This window comes from Methylobacterium sp. AMS5 (assembly GCF_001542815.1).
Lineage (GTDB): Bacteria > Pseudomonadota > Alphaproteobacteria > Rhizobiales > Beijerinckiaceae > Methylobacterium.
The window spans coordinates 1,011,395-1,035,381 of sequence record NZ_CP006992.1; the positions used below are offsets into that span (position 1 = coordinate 1,011,395).

Here is a 23,987-nt window from a genome sequence, read left to right on the forward strand (position 1 = left end):
TGGTCTCGGCAAGGATGGCCCTCATGAACGGGTGAGCGAATGGCTAGGTTTCTGTCCGCCGATCCCTCGGAGCCTATCGACTGCCTGATTGTCGGGGGTGGCCCGGCCGGGCTGACAGCCGCACTCTACTTGGCCCGCTTCGAGCGCCGCTTCCTCGTGGTGGATGCAGGCGACTCCCGCGCGTCTTGGATACCCACCAGCCACAACATCCCGGTCTTCGCCGACGGCATCTCCGGACAGGAGATCCTCCTCCGCCAACGCGAGCACCTCGCTCGGTATGGATCCGAGGTCGCACATGGCACCGTCAGGGCCTTGCGCAGGGTCGAGGGAGGTTTCGCGGCCAGCGTCGAAGAGGCGGCAGGCGTCTCACGCGAGGTGCGGGCGCGCCGGGTGCTTCTCGCCACGGGCGCGGACGACGTGGAGCCAGACCTGCCGGACCTTCCCGACGCCGTCAGACGCGGCCTCGTGCGCTACTGCCCGATCTGCGATGGCTACGAAGCGAGGGGCAAGCGCATCGCCGTGATCGGCCATGGCGACAGGGGCCTGGGAGAGGCGGTGTTCGTGGCCCGCACCTACTCGCGCGACGTGACGCTTCTGACGCTGGGGCAAGACATGCACCTCGACGCGGGCGCGCGCACGCGGGTCGAGAAGCACGGCATCAAGGTCGTCCACGAGCCCGTGACAAGCCTCGATGTCGAGGATGCCCGGATTACCCGGCTACGCACGGCGGGCGGTGATGAACACCGGTTCGAGGTGCTCTACTCGGCTCTCGGATTGAAGCTTCGATCCGAGCTCGCCTTGGAACTGGGAGCCGAGCACGATGGAACGGGAGCTCTCCTCGTCGACGAGCACAACCGCACGACGGTCCCAGGCCTCTACGCCGCCGGCGGCGTGGTGCGCGGTCTCGACCAAGTCGTGGTTGCGATGGGACATGGCGCGATGGCGGCCACCGACATTCACAACCGCTGCGAACTGCCGACCGAGGAAGAAGTCGACGGAGCCGACAGCTCCGCCTGATCCCGACAGCGAGCGCGTAGCCCTCGGAACATCGCGGCTGGCCCGCGGGCGGTGCCGACCGATGGCTCCCGGTGTGGGCCAAACCGAGCCAAAGAGCCGATAGGAGGGTGACGCGATGGATCGTCACGATCACGGTGATGTCACTGATGGGCTGTGACTAATATATCATATGACGTGAGCTTGGCCGCTGCTAAGAGGGCGCACGTTTCAAAAACCCCTGGTTCAAATCTTGCGCAACTCCCTGATCCTCGCCGGCCTCACGGGCCTTCTCCTGTCGGGCACGGCGCTCGCTGCCGACCTCCCGCGCCGCGCGGCTCCGCCGCCGGTGTTCCAGCCGGTGCCGGTGTTCACCTGGACGGGCTTCTACGCCGGTTTCAACGCCGGCTACGGCTTCGGCACCCAGGACGACCGCGTCCCGACCGTGATCGGCGTCGGCCCGGCCTCCCTGCTCGTGCCCCCGGGCACCATCGCCGTGGTGGCCTTCAGCAACCGCGAGTCCAACGAAGGCTTCGTCGGCGGCGGTCAGATCGGCTACAACTACCAGTTCACCCCGGGCTCCGGTGTCGTGATCGGTGTCGAGGCCGACGCCCAGTACGCCGATTTCGGCCGTGACCGGAACCGCTTCCTCTCGACCAGCCCGCTGGCCGCCCAGCAGGTGTTCAACCCGGCCGGCCTCTCGGGCCTCGACTTCTTCGGCACCGTCCGCGGTCGCCTCGGCTACGCCTTCGACCGCACCCTCGTGTACGGCACCGGCGGCTTCGCCTACGGCTCCGGCGGCGGTCGTGAGTTCGGCACCGGCGTGTCGAGCAACGACTTCCAGACCGGCTGGGCCGCGGGTGGCGGTATCGAGTACGCTCTCCCGACCGACTCGTTCCTGAACTTCTTCAAGTCGTCGGCCGTGACGCTGAAGGTCGAAGGTCTGTACGTGAACCTCGACCGCGGCACCGGTGGCCGTGGCGCCTTCGCGACGGACAACCAGGGCCGCACGGTCTCCATCGGCAGCCCGGGCACCGTGCTCGTCAGCGGCGGCCAGCAGATCCGCGACACCGAGTTCGCCGTCGTCCGCGCCGGCCTGAACTACAAGTTCGGCTCCTACTAGGATCCGGATCGCCGGCGGTCCCTCACCGGACCGCCGGGTGGTTCGACGCCTCCTCGTGAACAGAGATACAGGCGCTCCTTGGGAGCGCCTGTTTTCGTTTGAGCGCTCGGCCCCTAAACTGGCGGCAGCGACGCACGCGCGGGATCTGGGGCGGAAGGCGCCGTGTCCTGCAGGACTGGGACAGGCTGCCGATGACGCGGTTGGCGCCGGGCTCACGGCCCTCGGTCATTCTGAGAGGGAGCCCCGTTGCGTACGGGCTCTTCGTCGGGTGGACCTGACAGGCCCGCCAACCCTCGAGCAGGTCAGGCGGCGGGGTCTCTCGTTTTGAGGAACGATCCCATCCTCTCGCTCATTCCTGCCTGCCTATATCGGGCTCAGGAAGCATTCGATGCCTCGCCTCGCCACCCTCGGCCTTCTGCTTGCCGCACCGTTCGTCGTCGCCGCGGCCTCTGCCGCACCGGAGAGCAAGCGCGGCAACCCGGATCTCAAGAAATACTGCACGGGCGATGCCTTGCAGTTTTGCGGAGGCATCGACTCCGATAGCCCCGAGATGGATGCCTGCTTCAAGAAGCACCGCGCCGAGCTGTCCGAGAACTGCCGCCGCGCGATCACCGCCTACGAAGCGTCGGGCGGGAAGTGAGGGGCAGACCCGTGCGTCGGACCTCTCTCGCCATCGTCGTCGCTGTCACCATGACAGGAGGGGTGCCCAACTCTATCACGAGTGCATGAAGCGGCTCCGCGCGGTAAGGCGCCGATGCAAGGCCGAAGCACTGATGGGCAGCCGCATTCGCGAGGCTGCCGGGAACGATCTGACGAAATTCGTTGGGCGCTTGTGAGGTATCCGTCGATGCACGCCAAACTCGCTACGATCCTCATCACGGTTGGGATCGCGATGGCCGCCCCCGCTCACGCGCAGGGACTTCAGCGCGGGGCGCAGGAGGGGGCCGCGCGCGGGGAGGAGATGGCCGGCCCCCTGGGAGCCGTGGTTGGCGGAGCGATCGGTGCGGCCGTCGGGACTGCCAATGGAATTCTTGGCATCGACCGCCGTGAGCGTTTTCGCATCTACGCTCGGGCTGAACGTCGTCCTTCCTTCGTCTCTCGTCTGCCGGTTCGCGTCGGCACCATCCTGCCGGACGAAGGTCCGGTCTATTACGACGTTCCGCGCGAGTTCGAGCTCAAGGGCTACAACTACACCATCGTGAACGATCACCCCGTGCTCGTCGAACCGGGCACGCGCCGCATCGTCGAAGTGATCGACTGAGGAGGCCGCAGCCTGGAACGGCATGCCGTGCCGGCTCGAAAGTGACCGGGCCATCGGACCGCTCATTGATTGTTAACCAAGATACCCCCATCTGACGGACATGCCGATCGCGATCCTGTCGCTCGATCGGTCGCGGCCACGATGCCGGGATTGGGGTGACGCCGGATGTACGCGCACCTTCGTTCCGGCTCCCGTGGCCGTTCGTTTTCAGCGCCGGTCCGAATGACTTTGAGGCGCGTTCGGAGCGTGCTCATCGAAGCGTGACGGAGCCGCTTTCGTACTCTCCACCAGCAGACGGATCATCTCTGATCGGCTCTCCAGCATGATGGCGGGAGGTTCGCCGACGAGAGACCGCCAGCGGGCCACGAAATCCGCCTGAGGCAGATCGACGAGAACGTCCAAGTCTGGCGGCCATTTATCATCGGACATGCCGGCACTCCTGTCTGGTGCACCTATACGGAGTTGCGCGGGAACCCGTTTCGCCCCCCATACCGAGAGGGTTAACCGCCCCTTTCGGGAAAGGGATATCCGACAAGGCAGCCACGAGCGCAGGGACTGAGGACTGCCCGGCTCAGTCTGCCTATCGATCAGCCCCGGCAGGCCGAGGAGAACGCCTCTCGTGAGGAGAGGCGGGCAATCCGCAGCACAGCATCAGATTGGAAATCCGGAAGTCTTGCACGTTCTCGTTCCCGGCCGAACCTGTGGCACCTGTGCGGAGTGCTGCCGCGTTCTTGAAGTGAAGGCGCTTGCCAAGCTTGCCGGAACCTTATGCGCGCATCAGACAGGTGTGGCCTGCGGCATCTACCAGGATCGTCCAGCCGCCTGCGCCACGTGGCACTGCCTCTGGCGCAAAGTCGGGGCGCTCCCGGATGAGCTGCAGCCCGACCGTTCAGGGGTGATGTTCTCGCTGGAAACGGCTCCCGCGGCTGAAGACCCTTTCCTGCGCGCCCGCATTGTCTGCCGGGCCGTGCACGGGCCTGACGCCTTCGAGCGGTGGGAGGCGGTCGAGGCGATCGACATGTTCGTTCGAGAGGGCTCGCTGCCGGTATGGACAGCCTTCGACTCCGTGACGTCTCTGGTGTACCCAGAGCCTGCCCATGCGGATCGGCTGCGGGACGCCATCAGGCATCCGCACGCGGCGATAAGCCAAGTCTGCGGGCAAGAGGCCGCAATCTGGAGGCTGAGGCTCGGCTACGGCGATGCGCCTCAAGAAGCCAACGGTTTGGAACAAAAGCCGCTCGGCGCGTTAAAGCCTCTGTTCGCCACAGGAGAAGCACACATGGCAACCGGTACGGTAAAGTGGTTCAACGAGACGAAGGGCTATGGCTTCATCCAGCCCGACAACGGCGGCAAGGACGTGTTCGTGCACATCTCGGCGGTCGAGCGCGCCGGCCTGCGCGATCTCGCTGAAGGGCAGAAGGTGACCTACGAGGTTGAGATCGACCGGAAGAGCGGCAAAGAGTCGGCCGGACAGCTTCAGGTTGCCTGATCGTCGGGCGCCCCAGAGTCGCCAGTAGGGAAAGTGGTGGGCTGGCTTAGCGTCAGCCTACCCGCTTTGCGGCCGTTTGCCTTGTTCGGTTTGCCCGAGCCAATGCGCTCGTGAAACGCCCGTCCCTGCGACCAACTGCGCAGCTTGGGATCATCCGCCGATGAAGCGCGGTTGCCACCTCGCTTTTATGCGGACCGGAGTTCTGCTTGTCCAATCCCTTCATCGCTTCCCTTCTGCTCGCGTTCGAGGCGCAGCGGGTTATCGAACTCCGTCTGGTACGGCTTGCCTGGGGCGGTCAGGAAGGGTGGGCCGAGATGAACTCGATGGTGTTCGAGAAGATCGCGGCGGCCACCGAGGCGACGACGACGCTGCTGACCGGCGGTTCACATCAGGACGTAGTTGCCCGCTACCGTGAACACGTGGCAGCGAACACGGAGCGGCTGAGGGCGTAGCGTCCGCCCCGGATGCCGCGCTCGCCCGTTCGGTGCGGCCAGCGCATCCCCCCGTTCGCCTACCGGCCTTCGAGGCGGCAAGAGGGGGCTGTCTCGACGGGGCAGGAGGCGGGTGGCTCTCGATAAATCCGCACTCGGGGCGGCTCGTCGCCGTTTTCCAGCGCATTGCGACGCTCTTCCTCGGCGTAGTCCCAACTCCATTCGTCGGAGTGCTCCCCATCAAGGACGACGCCGGCCCGGCAGCCCCAGCCATGCTTGCGTGCGACCTGGGCCTGCTCGTAGGTGACGGTGAAATAGCCGTACTCGTGAAGCTCTCGATCACGGCAGAGGATCTGACCGTCAGCCGTCACGATATCGCCCGGCTTCGCACCATCCGGCATTGTCGATGTCATTGTTGGTTCCTGTGCGTCGCGTCTCGGCACGATCATACCGATCCTTCGGATGTGTGGAACAGGCCGCTGAGCGTATCTCTGCAAAATAACGGCAGCCAGCATCGGCGCCAATGCGCTGCCCGGAGCGCATTCCGACGAAGTGGCTTCCGGTTCGTCGAAAGAATGCGCGGTACAACAAAAGGTTAGAGGCGTGATCCGACCCAACGTGGGCGGGTACGGCTCTCATGGTCGAGCATGGGGCATGGTTGCTGCACCGGCCACCGGTGGAATGCCTCGGTGCGCTCGAGCCCTCACCCCGCCATCGAATGCGCGGTTCGAACTGATGAGCGTACAAAGCACCGCGCCGAGCCAATTCAAACAGAAAACGGGGCGCAGCCCAGCATTCTTCTCGACGTCTTTCCCCTGGCATGCTTGCTGAGAACACCGGCCAGCACGAGCCGGACAGGGAGCAAACATGCGCAACGGTTGGGTTGTGGTCGGCGCACTTGGCTGCGCCCTCGGCGCTGCGCCGGCTCAGGCGGGCATCACCGGCATCGAGATTGCCAGCGTCGAGCCTTTTGCGGATGGCGCGGCGTTCGGATCAGCCGGCAGCTACGAGCGTGTCGTCGGCACGGCCCGCGGTGAGCTGGACCCTGCCGATCCCGCGAATGCCGGCATCGTCGACATCGCCCTGGCGCCCCGCAACGCCCGCGGCATGGTCGAGTACAAGACCGACCTGTTCATCCTGCGGCCCAAGGATCCGGCCCGAGGCAGCGGAACGCTCTTGTTCGAGGTGCTGAACCGGGGCCGCAAGTTCCTCTTCAACTGGGTCCTCGATGCACCGGCTCAGGCCGCGCAGGCGGTCAACGATCCCAAGACCGCCACCGATGCCGGGACCGGGCTCGTCCTGCGCCGGGGCTACACCATCGTCTGGTCGGGCTGGGAGGCGGACGCACTGCGCCAGCAGGGCGGTATGGCGATCGACGTCCCGGTGGCCACGCGCAGCGGCAAGCCGATCGTCGAGGTCGTGCGCGATGAACTCGTCAGCGCGACCCGAGGCCCGCCCGAGGCTCCGTTCTACCTTTCCTTCAAGACAGCCAGCCAGGACAAGGCCGACGTGCGGCTCACCGTTCGGCGCCGAGAGGCCGACCCGCCGCGACCGGTACCGCCCGACGCTTGGCACTACGCGACGCCACGTCAGATCGAGCTTCTGCCGAAGGGCATCAAGCCGCTGCCCGGCTCGCTCTACGAATTCACATACCAAGCCACCGAGCCGAAGGTTCTCGGGATCGGCTTCGCCGCCACGCGGGACGTGGTGGCCTATCTCCGCGGCGCGGCCAATCCGGCGGGTGGCGCGATCCGGCACACCCTCGCGCTCGGCATCTCGCAGAGCGGGCGCTATCTGCGCGACTTCATCCAACAGGGCTTCAACCGGGACGAAACCGGCAAGCGGGTGTTCGACGGCGTCCTGTCTCACATCGCGGGCGTGGGCGGAGTGTTCCTCAACGCCCGCTTCGGTCAGCCCTCGCGAACCAACACGCAGCACGAAGACCATCTCTACCCGGAGAACACCTTCCCGTTCTCGGCCGCCGCCCAGCACGATCCCGTCACCGGTCGGACGGGCAAGCTGCTGCGGGATGATGGATTCGACCCTCTGTTGATCGAGGCCAATACCGGCACCGAGTATTGGCAGAAGGGTGCCTCCCTCCTCACGACCGATCCGGCTGGCCGCACCGATGTGCCGCTGCCGGACACCGCGCGCGCCTACTTGGTTTCGAGCGGCTTCCACTATGGGCGTGCCGGGCTTGGCTCAACCAAGGGCCCCTGCACGAACCCGCGCAGCAGCCTGAACCCGGCTCCGGCAGTCCGGGCGCTGCTGGTCGCGCTCGAGGAGTGGGTGACGGATGGTAAGGCACCGCCCGAGAGCCGTGTGCCGCGCCTATCCGATCAAACCCTGGTCGAGGCGGCCGATATCGGCTTCCCGTTCATGATCGGCGTTCCCGTTCCGACAGCGCCGAATGCGATCGCGCGCTTCAGCACCTATGTGGATCCACGCCCGGAAAGCGGGCCGCAATATCGCCCGCTGGTCCCGCGCGTCGATGCCGACGGCAACGAGGTGGCCGGCATTCGCCTGCCGGCCGTTGCGGCCCCGCGTGCAACCTTCACCGGTTGGAACCTGTATGCCGATCCGTTCCCCGCCGGTGCGCTGTGCGATCGCGAGGGCAGCCAGATCCCGTTCGCGCGCACCCGTGCCGAACGGGACACGGCCGGCGACCCCCGCTTGTCCCTTGAGGAGCGCTATCAGGACGCGGATGCCTACGTCGCGGCCGTGACGAAATCCGTCGATGCACTCGTGTCGGATCGCCTGCTGCTGCAGGAGGACGGCGATCGCATGATCGCGGCGGCGCGACAGGAGACGCCGTAGCGGACGGCCTTTCGCGGAGGACGGCGCCATTCGCCGGCCTCCGCACCCGACCTCACCCCGATCGAACGGGCCTTCGCCGAGCTTCAAGGCACTGCTGCACCAGAGAGCACCGGAGCAGACGACACACCGGTGGCGCCGGCCATCGCGGTCGGCGCCACCGGATGCCGTCCCTGCGCTCAGTTGGTCTTCGGGTCGGTGACCGTGAAAGCGAGCGTCGCGCCGTAGCTGTCCGCATCGGCCAGCGTCGGCGTCTGCGAAGGGGTCACGCGGTGAGCGACACCGAGCACCTGCGGGCCGGCACTGCGCAGCGAGACGACGGCGACGCCGTCCGTGTCGGTCGTGGCGCGGGCCTGATCCGCCTCGCTCTTGAAGTTCACGCCGTCGGTGGCGACCACGCTGGCGCCTCCGAGCGGGCGGCCCTCGAACAGCACGAGCACCCGGATCTGGCCCGAGGCCGCAGCCGGCTTCTCCAGCGGGACGATCTCCAGCGGTTGGCCGACGATCCTGTCCCACGGAGCCGTCGGGCCGGACACGGCCTTGGCGAACTTCACCGACCAGAGGCTCTTATCGGCCTGCGGCAGCATCCGCTTGCTGGCGTTGCGGTAGCTGCCGTCGGGCAGGCGCACCCAGTAGCCGTTGTCGTAGGACGCCGCGACCAGCGCATCGCCGTCGTGGGCGGCCTTGAGCACAGGTGCCGCGCCGGACTCCACCTTGGCGTTCAGGGCCACCGCGCCGGACGGCTCGTAGGCGGTCAGGCTCATCAGCTTGCCAGCACTCGGCAGTTCCGGCTCGTGGGGATGGCCGTAGAGGACCTGCACGCCGCCGCCGACCGGATTGAGCCAGAGGTCGTGGGCGCAAGCCGGTGCGGTGAGGGCGAGGAACGCGGCGAGGAGGGCGGTGTGTCTCATCGTGGAGATGCTTCCCGTTACGGAATTTCGGGCGATGCCGGCCGGCCGCGGCGGACTGGTGAAGATCGCCGCAGCCGCAGCCGGTGGCGAAACCGTGGCCTGCGGATTCGGCGTCGGGCCCGGGACGGTCGTCGCCGACGTCATGGAACCGCACAGCGCGATGATCCGGATCTCCAACGATTCCACTGCGGCCGGATGGATGGCGTCGCCTGCAAGAGGTGTTCACCCCGAACGGCACCGGCCGATGCGCGCCGGTGCGTCAGGAGCGGCGACGTCGTTCGAGCCGGGGCTCAAAGCCTCGGATCGATACGGGATCGCAGCGCCCGAGTATGCACAAGCTACGCCATTTTACACCCATGCACGCCCCACGCAGATTTCGGGCATCGTGCCGTGGAGCGGGCACATGCGGATGCACCGCCCTCGACCGTGCGGCCCGGCGGCGCCTCGGGTCGGCTCACTTGATTCCCGGGACCGGACCTCGCGCCGCATGGCCCCTCAGGCAGCGACCTCGTCGCGCGGCTCCTGCATCGATGCGAGGGGGGCTTCCAAGCGGCAAACGAGACCGGTCGGCGCGTAGGTGAGCTTGACCTCTCCGCCGACCTCGGCGGCGAAGCTGCGCTCGATCAGGCGCGAGCCGAAGCCGCGGCGCGAGGGCTGGCTCAGGATGGGCGGCCCGCCCTGCTCGGACCATGTCAGGCAGAAGCGGGGCGCCTCGCCCTCGTGCACCACGTGCCAGCGCAGGTCGACGCATCCCGCCTCGTTGGAGAGGGCGCCGTACTTGGTCGCGTTGGTAGCCAGCTCGTGCAGGGCCAGGGCAAGCGAGAGCGCCGCCCTGGCCCCGAGAAGCACGCCCGGCCCGCTCGCGCGGATGCGCGCCGTGGCGGCGCCGCGATGGACCGCCAGAGCGCCCTCCACGATCTCGGCGATGGGCGCCTCGGTCCAGCTCGACCGGGTCAGGATGTCGTGGGCGCGGCCGAGCGAGATCAGGCGCGCGGCGAAGGCCTCGCGGGCTGCATCGAGATCCGGGGCGTTGCGGAGGGTCTGGCTGGCGATGGCCTGGACAAGGGTGAGCGTGTTCTTGACCCGGTGCTGCAACTCGCCCGTGAGCAGGCGCTGGTGCTCCTCGGCCCGCTTGCGCTCGCTGATGTCGAACATCGCCCCGATCATCCGCACCGCCGTCCCGTGCCCGTCACGGATGACGTAGCCCCGGTCGAGGATGTCGGCATAGGTGCCGTTCGCGCGCAGGAAACGGTACTCGTCGCTCCAGGCAGTGCCGGTCCCGTCGATGATCGCGTGGATGGAGGCGTCGATCCGCGCCCGGTCATCGGGATGGATATGGGCGATCCACCAATCGCCGGTCGGATCGACCGCCTCCGGCGGATAGCCGTGAGCGGCCGTGAGGGCCTCGTTCCAGAGGACTTGGTTGGTCGCGAGGTTCCAGTCCCAGATCGCGTCGTTGGTGGCGCGCGCCGCGAGGCGGTAACGCTCCTCGGTCTCACGCAGGGCCTGCTCGGCCCGTCGGCTCTGCGTGACGTCGCGCGCAGTGCCGATGAAGCGCACGGTGCGGCCGCCGGCGACGAAGGCCTGTCCCTTGGCGGCGACCCAGCGCTCGACGCCGTCCTCCAGCCCGATGGTCCGGTAGGCGATGTCGTAGCTGCCGCTGCCGGCCGGATCGAGCGCGGCCTCGACCGCCCGATCGACCCAGGCTCGGTCATCCGGATGCAGGCCGGCCAGGAACACGTCGTAGCCGACCGGCGCCTCAGGTCCCAGGCCGAACAGCGTGCGGGTGCGTGAATCCCATTCCAGCGTGCCCGTGACGAGGTCGTAGTCGAAGATGCCGGTTCCGGTCGCCTCGACGGCGAGATGCAACTGCTCGCGCGCCCGGTGTAGATCCTCGTCCGCCTGCCGACGGTCGTGGATGTCGCTGTTGCTGCCGAGCCAGCCGACCACCGCGCCGCTCGCGTCCCGGCGCGGCTCGGCACGGATCAGGAACCAGCGGTAGGCTCCGTCGCGGCGGCGCAGCCGCGCCTCGGTGTCGTAGACGGTCTCGCGGGTGCGGGCCGTCTCCCAGGCTTCGAGCAGGCCGCCCAGGTCGTCCGGGTGGATCGACTCGCCCCAGCCGAACGGCAGCGCCTGTTCCGGGGTCTGGCCGGTATAGGCGTACCAGCGGTCGTTGAGGTAGCTGAGGCTGCCGTCCGGATTGCCGAACCAGATGATGGCCGGCGCCAGTTCGGTGAGTGCCGAGAAGCGTTCCTCGGCCACCTTGCGCTCGTGGATGTCGAGGGTGGTGCCGATCCAGCTCCGGAGATCGCCCGCCTCGTCGCGGACGGGCTGGGCCCGCGACAGGAACCAGCGGAACTGACCGTCCGCGCGACGAAGGGGGAACTCGACCTCGTAGGCTCCCTGGCTTCGCGCCGCCGCGAGCCACGCGTCGCGGACGCGCTCGCGGTGATCGGGGTGGATCACGCCCATCCAGCTCGCCTCGCCGGTCTCCCCGGCGGGCAGGCCCGTGTAGTCGTACCAATAGGCATTGCAGTAGGTGATGTTGCCGGCCTCGTCGCCGAACCACACCACCTGCGGACTGACTTCGACGAGGGAACGGTAGCGCAGCTCGCTCGCCCGTAGCGCGGCCTCCGAAGCGCGGTGCCCGCTGCGGTCGCGTAGGATCTTGAGGAAGCCGATGACCCCGCCGTCTTCGGCCGTCAGCGGCATCATCTCGCCCGAGGCCCAGAAGCGGGTCCCGTCCTTGCGCATGTGCCAGCGCTCGTCCGGAGCGCTGCCGGCCTGCGCGGCCAGGCGCTTCTCGACCTCGGGCCGGCCGTCCGCCCGATCCTCCGGCGTGAAGAGGGCCTCGACCGTCCGGCCCAGCATCTCGGCCTCGGTCCAGCCGAGGATGCGCTCGGCGCCGGTGTTCCAGCGCGTGACGCGGCCCTGGGGGTCCATGGCCACGATCGCGTAGTCGGTGGCACTGTCGAGGATGCGCTCGTGCAGCAGGCGCTGCTCGGCCTGCTCACGCAGCGAGCGGCGCAGTTCCATCTGCGCCATCGCTTGGCGGGCGAGCCGCATCAGGCCGCGGCGCTGCCGCTCCGTGAGTTCGCGCGGGCGGGTATCGAGGACGCAGACGGTCCCGATCGGCTGCCCTTCGCCGGTCCTCAGCAGGGCACCGGCGTAGAAGCGCAGGCCGGGATCGCCGCCAACGAGCGGGTTGCCTTCGAAGCGCGGGTCGCGCGCGGTGTCGGGCACGTAGAGGAAGTCGTCGTGCAGGATGGCCTGCCGGCAGAAGGAGGTTTCGAGCGGCGTCTCGCGCACACCGAGGCCGACCTCCGCCTTGAAGAACTGCCGCCCGTCGCCCACGAGATTGACCACTGCGATCGGCGCCTCGCACAGCTCGGCGGCGGCCTCCGCGATCTCGTCGAAATCCTGCTCGCGCGGGGTGTCGAGCAACCGATAGCGCTCCAAGGCGCGAAGGCGCGCAGCCTCTTGCTCGCTCATCGGGGCGGGGTTCATCGTTCGGACAGGCTTGGGCTCGACACAGTGTTCCACCATGGAGGTCCGGCGGAGGCGAAAGTGAGGCCGGGCCCCGTTTCCACCGGAAGGCGGCGCCTCACCTGACGGCCGCATGAGAAACCGCCTTCACGCCCATCCCGGCCGGGCCGCTGCCGACGGCCGGATGCGACGGCCTACGCGCCTTCGAGACAGGGCCCGCCGAATGCCCGCCCGCGAAGGGCCGGCAGCCGCCATCGGCCTGCAGGATCAGCGGCGCGGTTGCCGGCGGCCACGGCCGGTTGCGCGAGCGCCGCGCTCAAGAGGAGCGGTCGGCGGTGCCGGAGCCTCCGGGAGGTGGCGCGCCGCCACCCGGGGCCGGGGCGCCCGTGCTGCCCGCGGACGATTCTGCCGACGCGCCGCTTCCGGGCATCGACACGTCAGGCTCCGACAGGGCGGCCTGCAGGCGGCTCTCCTGCTCCGGCGAGAGCGAGGAGCGGATGACGCGCCCTCGGAACCGTGACATCTCCGCGAGCACCTTTTCCGGCTGTGCCTTGCGCACGAGGATGAACAGCGCCGAGGTGTTCGGCTGCACCGCCTCGGCGACGGAGCGGATGAAGTCATCGTTGATGCCGTAATCCGCAAGCTTGCCCGAGAGGGCGCCTGCGCCCAATCCGAGAGCAGCCCCCGTCGCGAGGCCGAGCAACGGGTTGAGGAAGAGGAGGCCGACCAGCGAGCCCCACATCGCGCCCCAGATACCGCCGGAGGCTGCTCCGGCGCCGACCAGATCGACGCTTTGCTTGAGCCGCAGCTTGCCGTCGGGGCTCCGGACGGCGACGACCGCATCTTCGAGATCGATCAGATACTCCGTCTGCAAGCGGGCCAATTCGTTCAGGGCGCGGTCCGCCTCCTGCGGATCCTCGAAGCCGATCACCACGAGTTCTGCCATCCAATCCTCCTCAATGAATACGTCCGGCGGGGATTCCCGAGGGCAGCCGACCCGGACCGTCCCGTCGCCTGAACAATCCTGCAGCGCATCGACGCCGCGGCAGCGAAGGAGGAGATCCAGACTTGTCGCATGAGAGAAAGCTTTGCAGCTCCTCTCTCGGCACAGCCTTCGCCGGGATCCTTGCTGCGCAATCCCCTCAGGAAACCATCGCTCAGGGCCAATTCAGCGCTAACACAGGGGATGGACGGCCCGATTGCGACACATCAATGCCAACGCACCGGACTCATGGCCAAACAGGCCGACTTTCGAGGCTCAAAACCGCTTTTGCAGCAGGCCCTACGCCGGCGATCACGAGCCGATCACCCGCCTGACGGTCTCTCACGAAACGCCCGCTGCGCCGCCGTGCCCGGAGGGGCGACGATCGGTGATCGCGCGTTTCGTGAGGCCCTCTTATCCGTCACGCCGGCCCTCTGACGCCGGCCGTCCTCTCGGGAGACGCGCAATGGCCGGAGCCATTCCAGGCAAGGAAGGTCACGATTTCGTCGTCGAACCCGATGCATCGGCTGCCTATTGGCACAATCGCCCTGCCAATACGCTCCCGCCCCCCGACATGATGGGCGCCTACATGCGCAACCGCCCGGTGCCGGGGCCGCGGGTGGAGGGGCGCAAGGCCTGGATCATCGGCGGCGGCATCGCCGGGCTGGCCGCCGCATTCTACATGATCCGCGACGGCGGCATGAACGGCCAGGACATCACGATCCTCGACGCGTTGACCATCGAAGGCGGCTCGCTCGACGGCGCCGGCAACCCGGAGGACGGGTACATCATCCGCGGCGGTCGCGAGATGAACTGGAACTACGACAACCTCTGGGACATGTTCCAGGATGTTCAGGCGCTCGAACTCCCGGAAGGCTACAGCGTCCTCGACGAGTACCGGCTCGTCAATGATCATGACCCCAATTACTCCAAAGCCCGCCTCATGCATGAGCAGGGGCAGATCCGGGATTTCTCGAATTTCGGCCTCACGAAATCCCAGCAATGGGAATTGATCCGCCTGCTGCTCAAGCGCAAGGAGGATCTCGACGACATCACGATCGAGCAATATTTCAGCCCGGAATTCCTGGAGACCAAATTCTGGTTCTTCTGGCGATCGATGTTCGCCTTCGAGAACTGGCAGAGCCTGCTCGAGATGAAGCTCTACATGCACCGCTTCCTCGATGCGATCGACGGGCTGGCGGATATGTCGGCGCTCGTCTTTCCGAAGTACAACCAATACGACAGCTTCGTCCGGCCGCTGGTCAACCACCTCATGGCGCGCGGCGTGACCGTGCGGTTCGGCGTGCGGGCGTATGATCTCGCCATGAGCGTCGATGGCGATGCCCGCACCGTCACGGGTATCCACGTCAAAACGAAGGGCAAGGAAGAGGTCATTCCCGTTGAGAACCGGGACGTGGTCTTTGCTCTGACGGGCTCGATGACCGAGGGCACGGCCTATGGCGACATGGACCAGGCGCCGATCCTCGAACGCGGCCGACACGATCCGGGCCAGGAGAGCGACTGGGCGCTGTGGAAGAATCTGGCTGAGAAATCACCGGTCTTCGGCAATCCCGTGAAGTTCTACGGCGACATCGACAAGTCGATGTGGGAATCGGTGACGCTGACCTGCAAACCCTCGCCCCTCGTCGAGCGCCTGAAGGAGCTGGCGGTCAACGATCCCTATTCCGGCAAGACGGTGACGGGTGGCATCATCACCTTCACGGATTCGAACTGGGTGCTGAGCGTGACCTGCAACCGTCAGCCGCACTTCCCGGAACAGCCCAAGGACGTGTTGGTGCTCTGGGCCTATGCGCTCCTGATGGATAAGGACGGGAACCACGTCAGGAAGCCGATGCCCGCCTGTACCGGCCGGGAGATCTTGAGCGAACTTTGCTATCATCTCGGCATTGCCGACCAATGCGAAGCCGTCGCGGCCAACACCAAGGTGCGGTTGGCGCTGATGCCCTACATCACGGCGATGTTCATGCCCCGTGCGGCGGGCGACCGGCCGCATGTCGTGCCGAAGGGCTGCACGAATCTGGGCCTGATGGGCCAGTTCGTCGAAACCTCGAACGACATCATCTTCACGATGGACAGCTCGATCCGCACCGCACGCGTAGCCGTCTATACGCTGCTCGGCCTGCACAAGCTGGTGCCCGACATCAGCCCTGTACAGTACGATATCCGAAACCTTCTCAAAGCGGCGCGCGCCCTGAACAACAATCTACCCTTCCCCGGCGAACGTCTGCTGCATCGATTGCTGGGCAAGACCTATTACGCCCATATTCTTCCGCCCCTGCCGGCCTTGGAAGGCCCGAGCCGCGAAGCGGCCCAGTTGGAACTGCGACATCTGCTGGGGCGGCGTCGCCACGCCTTGAGCGCGATCGGCGAGTCTCTGGAACACATTCGCGGCTATCTCAAATCGCAGAAATGATGGCCGCGCCGGGGTTCGCAGTTCGGCGCCGCATCAACCTCGGGAGCGGTCCCGCGCTACCGGACCGTCCCTCGGCATCATCCCTTCGCCTGTCCCGCAATCATCCGGCCCAAAGTCCGCTCCGGTTTTACCCCCGCCCGACCATGATCTCGCCCCAGAATCGCCGAGTGCGACGACGCACTTGGTTAACGAGACATTGACCGGCCGGGGGATGCGCGTCGCAGGGCGCGTGCGTCGGCGGGACGGTTCAGGACCGGGGCGGAGGCCGCCCCCGGACGGGAATTCGGGCGGCGCATGGCACATCCTCTCCTCTCGTGGGCTCTCCCCTCGACCGCCTATCTGAGCGCGGCACTGATCCTGGCCTCCTCCGCGCCGTTTGGACGGATCGATCTGCCACCGCTTCAAACGGTGGCGGTTCCCGTTGCGGCCGACCCGGTACCGGATGCCCCCGAAGAGACGGTGGCCGAAATCGCGGAGAAGGCGCCGGACGCCGCGGAGCCGCCGGCCGAAGCTTTGGCCGAATCCTTGACCGAGTGGATGCCCCGGGCGTTGCCCGCCCCCGCCGAGGCGCGCTTCGGAACGGCTTCCCTGTTCTGGCTTCCGGATGCGCCGCCGGCGACGGCCCTCGCGCAGGTCGTGCCGTTGCCGGTGCGCCGCCCGGCCGAGCTGACGCGCCTCGGGGCGGCGGACGCCCTGCGCCGGGCCGAGCGGATGGTCGCGCGCCGGTCCACGGTTGCGGTGGCGCCGGCCCAGGCCGAGGACACCCGCACCTTCTTCGAGAAGTTGCTCGGCGTCGAAAAGCCTGCCACGCCGGCCCCAGCCCTCGCCTATGCGGCCCTGGAAAACGGCGCTGCCGAGTCGGCCGCCCGCCGGGTCCTGACCACACCCCTGCCCGCCGCGCCGCCCGTCGGCGAAGGCGGCATCGCGGTCTACGACATCAGCGCCCAGAGCGTGGTTCTGCCGAGCGGCGAACGGCTGGAAGCACATTCCGGCCTCGGCGAGAGCATGGACGATCCGCGCTACGTCCATCTCAAGATGCGCGGCGCCACCCCGCCGGGCACCTACGATCTGACCGAGCGTGAGGCCCCGTTCCACGGCGTACGAGCCCTGCGCCTCACGCCCATCGGCGGCAGCGAGGCGATCCACGGCCGCGTCGGCCTGCTCACCCACACCTACCTGCTCGGGCCCAACGGCGCCTCGAACGGCTGCATCTCGTTCAAGGATTACGACCGGTTCCTGCAGGCCTATCTGCGCGGCGAGATCCGCCGCGTGGTGGTCGTTCCGGGTCGCGGCCGTGACGCGAACCCTTTGGTTGCATCGCGCTGAGCACGCGCCACACCGCTCGCCGCTTTCTTTCTGAGAAAACTTAATTCTCAATACGCTCGATTCTGACTCGATCTTCGCTTAGGATCTCGGGCGTTGCCGGGACCCGCCCCGTGGTTTCGGCACCCCGGGGACAGCTCCGCCCCCGCACCGGGCGGGGGCGGCGTGTGTATCGGAGTCGTGGCGTATGCGTGTGATCCAACGCGTTCTGGGCAGCCGGTCGGAGGCTGGTCTCGCGGAGCGCCTGCATCACCTCGAACATCACGGCGCGGTGGACATCCTGCGGGTGCCGAGCGCCGACGTGGCCCGGCGCCGCCTGCGGGCGACGACGGTGGCCGGCGAGGAGATCGCGCTCGCCCTGCCGCGGGATCAGGCCCTGTTCGACGGCGCCGTGCTCGTCCTCGAAGATGGTCACGCTCTCGTCGCCCGCGTCGGCGCCGAGAGCTGGCTGCGGCTCGTGCCGCGTTCCACCGCCGATGCGCTCGAACTCGGCTACCATGCCGGCAACCTTCACTGGAGGGTCCGCTTCGATGGCGCGACGCTCCTCGTCGCGCTGGAAGGGCCGGCCGAGGATTACCTCGTCCGTCTCGGCGCCCTGGTCGAGGAGGGGCGCGTCGCCCACTCCATCGACGCGGCGGTTGAGGAGGCCTGAGGCGTTGCTTGCCGCCCTCACCGCGCTCCAGCAGGCCGACACGGCCTTCCCGAGCGGCAGCTTCGCCTTCTCGAACGGCCTCGAAGGCTTGGTGGCCGAGAACCCGGCCTTCGACGAGGCGGCGCTCGCCCGCACCGTCACGGCGGCCCTGCGATTCCGCTGGGCCGAGACGGACCGGGTCGCCCTGATCCTGGCCCACCGCGCCGGCGGGGCGATCGAACGCCTCGCTGCCATCGACGCGGCGGTCGAGGCGGCCTCACTTGCCGAGCCGATGCGGGTCGGCAGCCGCCGCAACGGCGCCTCGCTGCTGGCCTCGCACGCCCGCCTCGGCACGCCGGGCGCCACCGAACTGCGCGCGGCCGTGCGCGCGGGCCGGCTGCTCGGACACCTTCCCACCGTGCAGGGTGCATTGTGGCCCGCGCTCGGCCTCGACGAGCGCAATGCCGCGTCCGTTTCCGGATACCTCTTCGCCAGCGGCCTGACCTCGGCCGCAGTGCGGCTCGGCGCCATTGGGGCGATCGAGGCGCAGCGGGTGTTGGGGGGCGCGCTGCCGCTGATCGCCGAACTGCTGGAGCCGCCCGTGCCCGAGCCGGCGGGCGCCTTCGAACTCACCGGCTTCACCCCGCTGATCGAGATCGCCGCCATGCGCCAGGCCCAGGCCGAGTTGCGCCTGTTCGCGAATTGAAGGAGCCGCGCCGATGCTGCTGACGCCGACCGAGATGGAACGGCTCACGATCTTCACCGCCGCCGAACTCGCCCGCAAGCGGCGGGCGCGGGGGCTCAAGCTGAACTACCCGGAAGCGGTGGCGATCATCACCGACGAGATCCTGGAGGGCGCCCGCGACGGGCGCACCGTCGCCGACCTGATCGGCTGGGGCTCGACCATCCTGACCACCGGCGACGTGATGCCGGGCGTGGCCTCGATGATGCCGATCCTGCAGGTCGAATGCGTCTTCCCCGACGGCACCAAGCTCGTCACCGTGCACGAGCCGATCCGACCCGCGGAAGGGGCGGAAGCCGACACGCTGGAACCCGGCGCGATCCTGCCGGCAGAGGGCGAGATCGAGCTTGCCGCCGGGCGCCCGCGGGTCACGATCGAGGTCGTCAACACCGGCGACCGGCCGGTGCAGATCGGCTCGCACTACCACTTCTTCGAGGTCAACCGGGCGCTCGACTTCGACCGGGCCAAGGCGCTGGGCTTTCGCCTCGACATCCCGGCGGGCACGGCGGTCCGGTTCGAGCCGGGCCAGCGCAAGAGCGTGACGCTGGTGGGGTTCGGCGGCGAGCGCGAACTCACCGGCCTCAACAACCTGACGCAAGGCAAGCTCGACACCGACGCGGCCCGCGCCGACGCGCTGGCGCGCGCCAAGGCCCGCGGCTTCAAGGGCGCCTGAGGGAGACGCGGAAAAATGGTCACGATTCCCCGGCGCGACTACGCCGCCCTCTACGGCCCCACCACCGGCGACGGCGTGCGGCTCGCCGACACCTCGCTCATCGCGGTGGTCGAGCACGATCACGCGGTCTACGGCGACGAGTGCCTGCACGGCGGCGGCAAGACGCTGCGCGACGGCATCGGCATGGCGCCGGGTGTCACGGCGGCTGAAGGCGCGCTCGACTTCCTGCTCTGCAACGTGCTCGTGATCGATCCCGTGCTCGGCATCGTGAAGGGCGATCTCGGCATCAAGGACGGGCGCATCGTCGGCCTCGGCAAGGCCGGCAACCCGGCGATCATGGACGGCGTCGATCCACGCCTGATCGTCTCGGCCGGCACCACCGTGCGCGACTGCGAGGGGCTGATCGCGACGCCGGGCGCCATCGACGTGCACGTGCACTTCGATTCCGCCGGCCTGCCCGACCACGCCATCGCCTCAGGGATCACGACGCTGCTCGGCGGCTCGCTCGGGCCGATCACCGTCGGCATCGATTCCGGCGGGCCGTTCAACACGGGAAAAATGCTCCAGGCGGCGGAAGCCTGGCCCGTCAATTTCGGCTTTTTGGGAAGGGGCAACACCCACAAGCCGGCGGCCTTGAAGGAACAGCTTGAGACCGGCGTCCTTGGCCTCAAGATCCACGAGGATTGGGGGGCGATGCCGGCGGCGATCGATGCCTGCCTCGGCTTTGCCGACGAATACGACTTCCAGGTCCAACTCCACACCGACACGCTGAACGAATCCGGCTTCGTGGAGGACACGCTGGCGGCGATCGGCGGGCGCACGATCCACATGTACCACACGGAAGGCGCCGGCGGCGGGCACGCGCCGGACATCATCCGCGTGGCGGGGCTGCCCCACTGCCTGCCTTCCTCGACGAACCCGACCAACCCCTACACGGTCAACACGTTCGACGAGCACCTCGACATGACGATGGTGTGCCACCACCTCAACCCGGCTTTGCCTGAGGACGTGGCCTTCGCAGAGAGCCGCATCCGCGCGCAGACCATCGCGGCCGAGGACGTGCTGCACGATATCGGCGCGATCTCGATGCTCGGCTCCGACAGCCAGGGTATGGGCCGCATCCACGAGGTGATCTGCCGGACATGGCAGCTCGCCTCCAAGATGAAGGACCAGCGCGGCGCGCTGCCCGAGGAGCGGCCGGGCTTGGGCGACAACGCCCGGATCAAGCGCTACATCGCCAAATACACTATCAACGCCGCGCGCACCTTCGGCATCCAAGAGCACATCGGCTCGCTGGAGCCCGGCAAGATGGCCGACATCGTGATCTGGCGCCCGGCCTTCTTCGGCATCAAGCCCGAGCTCGTGATCAAGGGCGGCTTCATCGCCTGGGGCGCCATGGGCGATTCCGCGGCCTCGCTGATGACCTGCGAGCCGATGCTGATGCGCCCGCAATGGGGGGCCTTCGGGCTCGCCAAGCAGGGGCTGTCGGCCTGCTTCGTCCATCCGCTGGCGATTGAGGGCGGGCTTCGCGAGAATCTGGGTCTGCGAAAGAGCCTGCTGCCGGCCCGCGGCACCCGCCGGCTCACCAAAGCCGACATGCTCTGGAACGACGCCTGCCCGGACATCCGGGTCGATCCGCAGACCTTCGAGGTCTTCGTGGACGGGCAGCTCGCCACCTGCGAGCCCGCGACCGTCCTGCCGCTCGCTCAACGGTACATGCTGCGATGAGTGCGTCCGCTCTCCCCTCCCCTGCCCTCCCTGAGAGCGTCGCGGCCGCCCGCATCGGCATCGGCGGCCCGGTGGGCTCCGGCAAGACCGCGCTGATCGAACGGCTGATCCCGGCGCTCCAGGCCCGCGGGGTCGATCTCGCGGTCGTCACCAACGACCTCGTCACCAAGGAGGACGCCGAGCGCCTGCGCCGCTTGGGCCTCATCGACCCGGCGCGGGTGGAAGCGGTGGAGGCGGGGGCCTGCCCGCACACCGTCATCCGAGAGGACCCGACCCTCAACATCGCGGCCGGCGACGATCTGGAGGCGAAGTTTCCGGGGCTCCAGCTCCTGATTTTCGAATCGGGGGGCGACAACCTCGCCTCGACCTTCTCCCTCGATCTGGTCGATTGGTGGATCTTCGTGATCGACGTGGCGGGCGGCGACGACATCCCGCGAAAGCGCGGCCCCGGCGTGCTGCGCTGCGACCTCCTCGTCATCAACAAGACCGATCTCGCGCCTCATGTCGGCGTCGATCTGCCCGGCATGCTGGCCGAGGCCGCACGCGTCCGGGGCGAAAAGCCGGTGGCCGCCACCAATGCCCGCTCCGGCGAAGGCGTCGAGGTGGTCGCCGACGCGATCTGCCGCGCCGTGCTGTTCGCGCCCTGATGGCCCTGTCGCTGGACGGCCGTCCGGAGACGCCCACCCCGGCCCAGGCGCCCTCCGCTCCGGTCGGGCGCCGGGTGCAGGCGTCCCTCGTCTTCGCCCGCGGCGGGGGCAGCACCGTGCTGTCGCGGCAGGTCGTGCCGTACCCGTTCCACATCACCCGCGCCTTCCGGATGCATCCGGAGAGCCCCGACCTCGCCACGCTCTACCTGCAATCGGCCTCGGGCGGCCTCTACGCCGCCGACCACCTCACCCTCGCGATCACGGCGCGGGCCGGCGCACGGGCGCATGTCACGACCCAGGCCGGCACGGTCGTGCATCGCGGCGGCCCCGAACCCTCGCGCCAGGAGACGCGGCTCACCATCGCCGCGGATGCCTTCCTCGCGCTCAATCCCGATCCGCTCATCCTGTTTCCGGGCGCGCATCTCGCCGTCTCCACCGAGATCACCGCCGAGCCCGGTGCCCGCGCCATCGTCACGGAGAGCGTCGCCTGTCACGACCCCGCGGGTGAAAGCCGTCCGTTCGACCGGCTCGACCTCGGCCTGACGATCCGCACCCCGGACGGACGCCCCCTGGTGCAGGAGCGCAGCCGCATCGACGGGACGGCGTTCGCGGCGCCGGATTCACCGATGGGGCCTCACCGCGCCTTTGGCACGATGGTCGTGCTCGGCGCGCCCGACGACGCGCGACTGGCCGGCCTCCGCCTGAGGCAGGCGGCCGATGCCGTCGGCTGCCTGACCGGCGTGAGTCCGCTGCCCAGCGGCGCGGGGCTCGGCCTGCGCCTGCTCGCCCCGGACGGCGGTGCGCTGTCCGCCGGCATGGATGCGGTGTTCCGGATCGTGTTCGAGGCCTTGAGCGGGTGCGCACCCGGCCGTCGCCGGAAGTAGAGATTGCCCCGAAACGACCAGTCGGGCGGCAGATCGCGAGAAATATGAGCAGGCCGCCCAGCAATTCCCCTTGATACGTATCGTTTTCCTGAGACGAAATACGCAAGGGGGCATCGGCCTCGTTTGACGGCCACACAGCCGTCATTCGGACCGATCGGCCGGATGATGTTCGAAGGATTTCGAAGAGACATGCGCTCGCGTGACCGAAACGACGCCCACTTCCATCTCCGCCGCCGGCTTCTCCTCGGCCTTGCCGCCTCTCCGCTGCTGGGTGCCCTGCCCGGACGTGCCCTTGCGCAGACCGGCGCGGGCGCTCTCGCCGTCACCGACACGGAGGTGACCATCGGCATCCTGCACTCGATCAGCGGCACCATGGCGATGTCCGAGACCGGGGCGACGCAAGGGGAGAGGCTCGCCATCGAACAGATCAATGCGGGCGGCGGCATCCTCGGCCGCACGGTGAAGGTGATCCAAGAGGACGGCGCCTCCGACTGGCCGACCTTTGCCGAGAAGGCGCGCAAGCTCGTCGTCAACGACCATTGCGCGGCGGTGTTCGGCTGCGTGACCTCGGCCTCGCGCAAGGCGGTGCTGCCGGTCTTCGAGCAATATAACGGCCTCCTGTACTACCCGACCTATTACGAGGGCCTGGAGCAATCCAAGAACGTGATCTACACCGGCCAGGAGGCGACCCAGCAGACGCTCGCCGCCCTCGATTGGGTGACGAAGGAGAAGGGCGCCAAATCCTTCTTCATGGTCGGCTCGGACTATATCTGGCCGCGCACCACCAACAAGATCGCTACCAAGCACATCACCAACGTGACCAAGGGCACGATCGTCGGCGAGGAATACTTCCCGCTCGGGCACACGCAGTTCAACTCGGTCATCAACAAGATCAAGCTCAAGAAGCCGGACGTCATCTTCGCCACCGTCGTCGGCGGCTCGAACGTGGCGTTCTACAAGCAGATCAAGGCCGCCGGCATCGACCTCAAGAAGCAGACGCTGGTCACGGTCTCCGTCACCGAGGACGACGTCGATGGCATCGGCGGCGAGAACATCGCCGACGCCTATTCCTGCATGAAGTACTTCCAGTCGCTGAAGAACCCGGCCAACGAGGCTTTCGTCGCCGCCTTCAAGAAGCGCTGGGGCGACAAGACCGTCATCGGCGACGTGACCCAGGCGGCCTATCTCAGCCCGTTCCTGTGGAAGGCGGCGGTGGAGAAGGCCGGTTCCTTCGAGGTCGACAAGGTGATCGCCGCTTCACCGGGCCTCGAGCTGAAGGACGCACCGGAAGGCGTCGTGAAGATCCACGAGAACCATCACCTCTGGGCCAAGACCCGCGTCGCCCGCGCCCGGCCGGACGGGCAGTTCGACGTGGTCTACGAGAGCCCGGAGTTGATCGAGCCGAACCCGTTCCCGAAAGGGTATCAGTAGGCGG

General features: G+C 67.9%; 21 protein-coding genes. 16 read left to right on the top strand and 5 right to left on the bottom strand.

The features are described 5' to 3' along the window. Positions 1–39 precede the first annotated feature (39 nt). The 4 genes from Y590_RS04710 (at position 40) to Y590_RS04725 (ending at position 3,377) form a co-directional block, all read left to right on the top strand. Positions 40–1,017, top strand: coding sequence for an NAD(P)/FAD-dependent oxidoreductase (locus tag Y590_RS04710; RefSeq protein ID WP_060768849.1), 978 nt, complete (start codon positions 40–42; stop codon positions 1,015–1,017). A 229-nt stretch (positions 1,018–1,246) separates the two neighbouring features. Further along, a complete protein-coding gene (locus Y590_RS04715; protein WP_083530753.1) occupies positions 1,247–2,116 on the top strand; it encodes an outer membrane protein in 870 nt (289 codons plus the stop codon). A 388-nt stretch (positions 2,117–2,504) separates the two neighbouring features. Beyond that, the gene (locus Y590_RS04720) at positions 2,505–2,756 is read left to right on the top strand and encodes a cysteine rich repeat-containing protein (RefSeq protein ID WP_060768851.1); all 252 of its coding nucleotides are present in this window, start codon (positions 2,505–2,507) and stop codon (positions 2,754–2,756) included. 207 nt (positions 2,757–2,963) lie between these two features. Further along, positions 2,964–3,377: a DUF1236 domain-containing protein gene (locus tag Y590_RS04725; protein ID WP_060768852.1), complete on the top strand. Its 414-nt coding sequence runs from the start codon at positions 2,964–2,966 to the stop codon at positions 3,375–3,377. Positions 3,378–3,584: 207 nt separating this feature from the next. Here Y590_RS04725 and Y590_RS25435 read toward each other — a convergent pair whose 3' ends face one another. Continuing rightward, positions 3,585–3,806 (bottom strand): hypothetical protein, encoded by a 222-nt coding sequence (locus Y590_RS25435; protein WP_083530754.1) that lies wholly within the window; start codon positions 3,804–3,806, stop codon positions 3,585–3,587. A gap of 850 nt (positions 3,807–4,656) precedes the next feature. Between Y590_RS25435 and Y590_RS04730 the strand changes: the two genes are divergently transcribed. Together Y590_RS04730 and Y590_RS04735 are read left to right on the top strand one after the other, a co-directional pair. Then, a complete protein-coding gene (locus Y590_RS04730; protein ID WP_012252841.1) occupies positions 4,657–4,866 on the top strand; it encodes a cold-shock protein in 210 nt (69 codons plus the stop codon). Positions 4,867–5,072: 206 nt separating this feature from the next. Next, complete coding sequence (locus tag Y590_RS04735) at positions 5,073–5,318, top strand: hypothetical protein (protein ID WP_060768853.1); 246 nt, start codon at positions 5,073–5,075, stop codon at positions 5,316–5,318. Positions 5,319–5,377: 59 nt separating this feature from the next. Here Y590_RS04735 and Y590_RS04740 read toward each other — a convergent pair whose 3' ends face one another. Next, on the bottom strand, positions 5,378–5,710 hold the full coding sequence (locus tag Y590_RS04740; protein WP_060768854.1) for a hypothetical protein: 333 nt from the start codon (positions 5,708–5,710) through the stop codon (positions 5,378–5,380). 454 nt (positions 5,711–6,164) lie between these two features. Here Y590_RS04740 and Y590_RS04745 point away from each other — a divergent pair, with 454 nt between their 5' ends. Continuing rightward, positions 6,165–8,114: an alpha/beta hydrolase domain-containing protein gene (locus Y590_RS04745; protein WP_060768855.1), complete on the top strand. Its 1,950-nt coding sequence runs from the start codon at positions 6,165–6,167 to the stop codon at positions 8,112–8,114. 176 nt (positions 8,115–8,290) lie between these two features. Here the strand turns inward: Y590_RS04745 and Y590_RS04750 are convergent, their stop codons facing one another. The 3 genes from Y590_RS04750 to Y590_RS04760 all read right to left on the bottom strand — a co-directional run bounded on the left by Y590_RS04750 (position 8,291) and on the right by Y590_RS04760 (position 13,454). Beyond that, a complete protein-coding gene (locus Y590_RS04750; RefSeq protein ID WP_060772160.1) occupies positions 8,291–9,022 on the bottom strand; it encodes a DUF4198 domain-containing protein in 732 nt (243 codons plus the stop codon). Positions 9,023–9,517: 495 nt separating this feature from the next. Beyond that, complete coding sequence (locus Y590_RS04755) at positions 9,518–12,514, bottom strand: PAS domain S-box protein (RefSeq protein ID WP_201026768.1); 2,997 nt, start codon at positions 12,512–12,514, stop codon at positions 9,518–9,520. Between the two features lie 310 nt (positions 12,515–12,824). Continuing rightward, positions 12,825–13,454 carry a DUF1269 domain-containing protein gene (locus Y590_RS04760; RefSeq protein WP_060768857.1) on the bottom strand — a complete coding sequence of 210 codons (630 nt, stop codon included), beginning with the start codon at positions 13,452–13,454 and terminating at the stop codon, positions 12,825–12,827. A gap of 502 nt (positions 13,455–13,956) precedes the next feature. On the opposite strand from Y590_RS04760, the gene Y590_RS04765 reads away from it, so the two are divergent. From Y590_RS04765 to urtA, 9 genes are all read left to right on the top strand, one after another. Then, positions 13,957–15,924, top strand: coding sequence for an oleate hydratase (locus Y590_RS04765; RefSeq protein ID WP_060768858.1), 1,968 nt, complete (start codon positions 13,957–13,959; stop codon positions 15,922–15,924). A gap of 294 nt (positions 15,925–16,218) precedes the next feature. After that, positions 16,219–17,250: a DUF2778 domain-containing protein gene (locus Y590_RS04770; protein ID WP_060768859.1), complete on the top strand. Its 1,032-nt coding sequence runs from the start codon at positions 16,219–16,221 to the stop codon at positions 17,248–17,250. Positions 17,251–17,434: 184 nt separating this feature from the next. Beyond that, positions 17,435–17,899: an urease accessory protein UreE gene (gene ureE, locus Y590_RS04775; protein WP_060768860.1), complete on the top strand. Its 465-nt coding sequence runs from the start codon at positions 17,435–17,437 to the stop codon at positions 17,897–17,899. A gap of 4 nt (positions 17,900–17,903) precedes the next feature. After that, positions 17,904–18,584, top strand: coding sequence for an urease accessory protein UreF (locus tag Y590_RS04780; RefSeq protein ID WP_060768861.1), 681 nt, complete (start codon positions 17,904–17,906; stop codon positions 18,582–18,584). A 13-nt stretch (positions 18,585–18,597) separates the two neighbouring features. Next, positions 18,598–19,293 (top strand): urease subunit beta, encoded by a 696-nt coding sequence (locus Y590_RS04785; RefSeq protein WP_060768862.1) that lies wholly within the window; start codon positions 18,598–18,600, stop codon positions 19,291–19,293. A 15-nt stretch (positions 19,294–19,308) separates the two neighbouring features. Further along, a complete protein-coding gene (ureC, locus tag Y590_RS04790) occupies positions 19,309–21,021 on the top strand; it encodes an urease subunit alpha (protein WP_060768863.1) in 1,713 nt (570 codons plus the stop codon). Then, the gene (gene ureG, locus Y590_RS04795; RefSeq protein ID WP_060768864.1) at positions 21,018–21,668 is read left to right on the top strand and encodes an urease accessory protein UreG; all 651 of its coding nucleotides are present in this window, start codon (positions 21,018–21,020) and stop codon (positions 21,666–21,668) included. The genes ureC and ureG overlap by 4 nt, the downstream gene beginning before the upstream one ends. Beyond that, positions 21,668–22,552, top strand: a complete 885-nt coding sequence (locus Y590_RS04800) for an urease accessory protein UreD (RefSeq protein WP_060768865.1) — start codon at positions 21,668–21,670, stop codon at positions 22,550–22,552. The genes ureG and Y590_RS04800 overlap by 1 nt, the downstream gene beginning before the upstream one ends. Before the next feature lie 189 nt (positions 22,553–22,741). After that, positions 22,742–23,983 carry an urea ABC transporter substrate-binding protein gene (urtA, locus tag Y590_RS04805; protein WP_060768866.1) on the top strand — a complete coding sequence of 414 codons (1,242 nt, stop codon included), beginning with the start codon at positions 22,742–22,744 and terminating at the stop codon, positions 23,981–23,983. The last annotated feature ends 4 nt before the right edge of the window (positions 23,984–23,987 follow it).